Origin of the sequence: Streptomyces niphimycinicus, from assembly GCF_018883605.1 — a bacterium.
GTDB classification, from domain to species: domain Bacteria; phylum Actinomycetota; class Actinomycetes; order Streptomycetales; family Streptomycetaceae; genus Streptomyces; species Streptomyces niphimycinicus.
Genome location: NZ_JAHLEM010000523.1, coordinates 1 through 4,927, shown reverse-complemented (window position 1 = coordinate 4,927; position 4,927 = coordinate 1). Strand labels below are relative to the sequence as shown.

At 72.3% G+C, this 4,927-nt stretch carries 3 protein-coding genes and 1 pseudogene; 3 read left to right on the top strand and 1 reads right to left on the bottom strand.

Annotated elements, in window-relative coordinates; translation table 11 throughout:
• Positions 1 to 125: pseudogene (locus KN815_RS51710) on the top strand (acetyl-CoA C-acetyltransferase); the annotation flags it as partial.
• A gap of 100 nt (positions 126 to 225) precedes the next feature.
• Entirely contained in the window at positions 226 to 2,451 is a 2,226-nt protein-coding gene (locus tag KN815_RS34800) for a 3-hydroxyacyl-CoA dehydrogenase NAD-binding domain-containing protein (protein WP_216345840.1), read from the top strand.
• A gap of 491 nt (positions 2,452 to 2,942) precedes the next feature.
• Here KN815_RS34800 and KN815_RS34795 read toward each other — a convergent pair whose 3' ends face one another.
• On the bottom strand, positions 2,943 to 3,887 hold the full coding sequence (locus KN815_RS34795; RefSeq protein ID WP_216345839.1) for a LysR family transcriptional regulator: 945 nt from the start codon (positions 3,885 to 3,887) through the stop codon (positions 2,943 to 2,945).
• A 109-nt stretch (positions 3,888 to 3,996) separates the two neighbouring features.
• On the opposite strand from KN815_RS34795, the gene KN815_RS34790 reads away from it, so the two are divergent.
• Positions 3,997 to 4,905 (top strand): alpha/beta fold hydrolase, encoded by a 909-nt coding sequence (locus tag KN815_RS34790; protein ID WP_216345838.1) that lies wholly within the window; start codon positions 3,997 to 3,999, stop codon positions 4,903 to 4,905.
• Positions 4,906 to 4,927 lie beyond the last annotated feature (22 nt).

Sequence of the window (4,927 nt, the reverse complement as noted above, 5' to 3'; positions counted from 1 at the left end):
CGACCGGCGCGATGATCCTCGGCACGGTGATCGACGAGCTGGAGCGGCGCGACGGGCGGTTCGGGCTGGTGACGCTGTGCGTGGGAGGCGGAATGGGCATCGCGACGGTGGTCGAGCGGCTCTAGGGGGCCACCGACGGATCGTGACGCCTGCGGCGGGCTGTTCCCCTCCCCGCCCCTTCCCGCCCCCTCCCCGCGCCCTTCCCCTTCGCCCTGGAGACCTCAGATGAGCCACCCCACCACCGCCTCGACCATCCGCTGGGAGCAGGACGACGAGGGCGTCGTCACCCTGGTGCTCGACGACCCCGACCAGTCCGCCAACACCATGAACGCCGCGTTCATCGACTCCCTCGACGCGATCGCCGACCGCGTCGAGGCCGAGCGGGACACCATTCGCGGCATCATCGTCACCTCCGCCAAAAAGACCTTCTTCGCCGGCGGCGACCTCAACGACCTCCTCCGGATCGGGCCCGACCAGGCCCAGGAGGTCTATGAGAAGAACCTCCGCATCAAGCGCGGACTGCGCCGGATCGAAACCCTCGGCAAGCCCGTGGTCGCCGCGATCAACGGCGCCGCGCTCGGCGGCGGGCTGGAGATCGCGCTCTCCTGCCACCACCGCATCGCCCTCGACGCCCCCGGTTCCCGGATCGGCTTCCCCGAGGTCACCCTGGGCCTGCTCCCGGGCAGCGGGGGCGTCGCCCGTACCGTACGGCTGCTGGGCGTCACCGACGCGCTGCTCAAGTGGCTGCTCCAGGGGGCGCGATACAGCCCCCGGCGCGCCCAGGAGGCGGGGCTGGTGCACGAGGTCGTGGCCACCCCTGAGGAGATGCTGACCCGGGCGCGGGCCTTCATCGACGCCCACCCCGAATCGGCACAGCCCTGGGACGACAAGGACTACCGGATCCCGGGCGGCACCCCGGCGCAGCCGAAGTTCGCCGTCAATCTGCCCGCCTTCCCCGCCAATCTGCGCAAGCAGCTAGGCGGCGCGCCCTACCCGGCGCAGCGCAATATCCTGGCTGCCGCCGTCGAGGGGTCCCAGGTGGACTTCGAGACCGCGCAGACCATCGAGGCCCGGTACTTCACCGAGCTGGTCGTCGGCCAGACCGCCAAGAACATGATCCAGGCGTTCTTCTTCGATCTACAGGCGGTCAACTCCGGGGCCAACCGGCCCCAGGGGATCGAGCCCGGTCAGGTCCGTAAGGTCGCGGTGCTGGGCGCCGGGATGATGGGAGCGGGCATCGCGTACTCATGTGCCAAGGCGGGCATCGAGGTCGTCCTCAAGGACGTGTCCGCGGAGGCCGCCGCCAAGGGCAAGGCGTATGCCGAGGGGCTGCTGGCCAAGGCGCTCACCAAGGGCCGGACCACCGAGGCCAAGCGGGACGCGCTGCTGGCCCGGATCACCCCCACCGGTGATCTGCGCGACCTGGAGGGCTGTGACGCGGTCATCGAGGCGGTCTTCGAGGACCCGGCGCTCAAGCACAAGGTGTTCCAGGAGGTCGAGGGCGTCGTCGCCCCGGACGCCCTGCTGTGCTCCAACACCTCCACCCTCCCCATCACCCTGCTCGCCGAGGGGGTGCAGCGCGCCGACGACTTCATCGGACTGCACTTCTTCTCGCCCGTTGACAAGATGCCGCTGGTCGAGATCATCAAGGGCGAGCGCACCGGCGACAAGGCGCTGGCCCGCGCCTTCGATCTGGTGCGGCAGATCAACAAGACCCCGATCGTGGTCAATGACTCCCGCGGCTTCTTCACCTCCCGCGTCATCGGCCACTTCCTCAACGAGGGCGTGGCGATGGTGGGGGAGGGCGTCGACCCCGCCTCCGTGGAACAGGCCGCGGCCCAGGCCGGATACCCGGCCAAGGTGCTCTCCCTGATGGACGAGCTGACCCTGACCCTGCCGCGCAAGATCCGCGAGGAGACGCGCCGGGCGACCGAGGCGGCGGGCGGCGAGTGGCGGCCGCATCCGGCCGACGCGGTGCTCGACCGCATGGTGGAGGAGTTCGGGCGCCCAGGCCGCAGTGGCGGGGCGGGCTTCTACGACTACGACGAGGCCACCGGCAAGCGGGGTCGGCTGTGGGCGGGGTTGCGGGAGCATTTTGGGCGGGGTGGGTCCGGGGGGTCGGGGGCTTCCGGGGGTGTCGGGAGCGAGGGCAACCGCATTCCCCTCGAGGACATGATGGAGCGGATGCTCTTCAGCGAGGCCATCGACACGGTGCGGCTGCTGGAGGAGGGTGTGCTGACCTCCGTCGCCGACGCCAACATCGGCTCCATCCTCGGCATCGGCTTCCCCGGCTGGACGGGCGGGGTGATGCAGTACATCAACGGCTACGAGGGCGGCGTGGCCGGTTTCGTGGCCCGTGCACGGGAGTTGGAGGCGGCGTACGGGGAGCGGTTTGCTCCGACTGAGCTGCTGTTGGAGAAGGCTGAGCGTGGGGAGCGCTTTACGGACTAGGGGGGTACGGCGGGCCACGGGGTGGAGCCGCATGTCGAGGCTTTCCCCTACCCGCCCCTTCCCACAACCGGGGCCCGGCCCCGGCCCCCGCCGGGGCTCCGCCCCTGGGCCCCGCTCCTCAAACGCCGGAGGGGCTGGTTTGGGTTGCCCCCGGCCCTCGCCGGGGCTCCGCCCCAGGACCCCGCTCCTCAAACGCCGGAGGGGCTGGATTGGGTTGCCCCCGGCCCTCGCCGGGGCTCCGCCCCAGGACCCCGCTCCTCAAACGCCGGAGGGGCTGGATTGGGTTGCCCCCGGCCCTCGCCGGGGCTCCGCCCCAGGACCCCGCTCCTCAAACGCCGGAGGGGCTGGATTGGGTTGCCCCCGGCCCTCGCCGGGGCTCCGCCCCAGGACCCCGCTCCTCAAACGCCGGAGGGGCTGGATTGTCGGGCCCGGAGGGGCTGGGTTGCGCGGCCGGAGGGGCTGGATTGACCGGGTCGGCCGGTGGTGGGCCGTCAGCGTGGGCCCAGGCGGCGTTCGAGTTGCTCGGCTACCCCTGGGCACCGCTCTCGGGTGATGTCCAGGAAGGCCGCCAGTACGGGGGAGCGGTCCTGGGAGCGGAAGGACATCACCAGTTCCGGCAGTTCCACCCGGGGGCTCACCTCGCACACCTGGACGTCCGGTCGCGCCGCCACCCGCAGACATGCCGGGCCGAGCCCCACCCCGACCCCGCACGAGGCCAGCCCGATGATGGTGTGGGCGTCCCACGCCTCGGTGACCCCACCTGACCGCGCGGGGGTCGACGCCTCCGTGCCCTCGTCCAGCAGCGCGGTCAGCCAGGCGGCGACCGCCGGTTCCTCATCCGCGGGTGCCACGATCAGGTGCTGCCCCCTGAGTTGCTCGACGCTCACCTTCGACTGCCCGGCGAACGGATGGGCGGCGCCTACGACCGCCACCAGATGGTCCCGGCCGACCGTGACCGACACCAGATCCTCGGCACCCGCGCCCCGGGGCCCGCCGCGACCGATGGCGATGTCCAGCTCGCCCGCGAGCAGTGCCGCCGTGGACCGGCGTGTCGACATCTCCGCCAGCCCCAGCCGCACTTCGGGCCGGTCCCGGATGAACTGGCCCAGCACGGACGGCAGCAGCTCCAGCAGCGCCGAGCCGATGAAGCCGAGCCGCAGCCGTCCCGTCTCGCCCCGGGCGGCCCGGCCCGCGTCCGATACGGCGGCCGACATCTCGGCCAGCGCCCGGCGCGCCCTGGCCAGGAACGCCTCGCCCGCGGCGGTTGGGAACACGCCCCGCGCCGTACGGTCGAAGAGCCGCGCGCCCAGCTCCCGCTCCAGCGCCGCGATCTGCTGGGACAGCGGGGGCTGGGCGATCCCGAGGGCGGCGGCCGCCCGTCCGAAATGCTGGTGCTCGGCCACCGCCAGGGCGTACCGGAGATGTCGTGACTCCATCGGACCGAGGATAGCCGAGCCGATATCCAGGAGATATCGGCCGCGGGGTTGTCAGATATAGCGGTGGATAACGCCACGCCTTGGCGGTGGACTGTTCTCCATGAGTGCCATGAGTGCCAAGAGTTCCGGAACGCCCTCGGGCGATGACCATCCCGGCCCCGTTTCCTCCGCCCCCGCCCCCTCCGGCACCGTGTTCGTGCTGGTCCACGGCGCCTGGCATGCGTCCTGGCAGTGGGCGTCCACCCAGCGTGCCCTGGCCCGGCTCGGCGCGGCGAGCCTCGCCGTCGATCTGCCGGGGCACGGCTTCGAGGCACCGCTGCCCTCGGGCCATCACCTCCCCGGCCAGCCGGGTTTCGCCACCGAGAAGTCGGCGCTGGCCGGGCTGACCCTGGAGGAGTGCGCCGGAGCCGTCGTGGCCGCGCTGCGATCGGTGCGCCGGTATCCGAAGGTCGCCCTGGTCTCGCACAGCGCCGGTGGCGCCTCGGCCTCCCTGGCCGCCGAGCGGGCACCCGAACTCGTCGACGAGCTGATCCATCTGTCGTCCTTCGTCCCCGCCGGGCGCCCCCGCTTCGCCGACTATCTGTCGGCCCCCGAGCAGACCGCGACCGGACGGGGGCAGGGGCTGATGCTGGGCGACCCGGAGGCCATCGGCGCGTTCCGGATCAATCCGTTCTCCGTCGATCCGGCGTACGTGGAGGAGCTGCGGCTGACCCACTACCACGACGTCCCGGCCGGGTCCTTCGCCCGCTGGTACCAGGCCCTGAGCCCCGATCTGCCCTTCGCGGTGCCGACCACCCCGATCGCCCTGACCCGGGAGCGGTGGGGCCGGATTCCGCGCACCTTCATCCGGTGCGCCGAGGACTGGGCGTGCACCCCCGCGATACAGGACCTGATGATCGCGGAGGCCGACGCGGCCATGCCGGACCAGCCCTTCACCGTGCGGTCGCTGCCGGGCAGCCATTCGCCGTTCGCCGCCCGCCCCGACGAGCTGGCCGCCGCGCTCACCGGCGGCGCATGAGCGCTGCCGGTGCCCCGGGGCG

What these genes read in the sequence shown, in the direction of transcription:
- KN815_RS34800 (WP_216345840.1), top strand. Translation starts at nt 226, where the DNA reads ATGAGCCACCCCACCACCGCCTCGACCATCCGCTGGGAGCAGGACGAC.
- KN815_RS34795 (WP_216345839.1), bottom strand. Translation starts at nt 3,887, where the DNA reads ATGGAGTCACGACATCTCCGGTACGCCCTGGCGGTGGCCGAGCACCAG.
- KN815_RS34790 (WP_216345838.1), top strand. Translation starts at nt 3,997, where the DNA reads ATGAGTGCCAAGAGTTCCGGAACGCCCTCGGGCGATGACCATCCCGGC.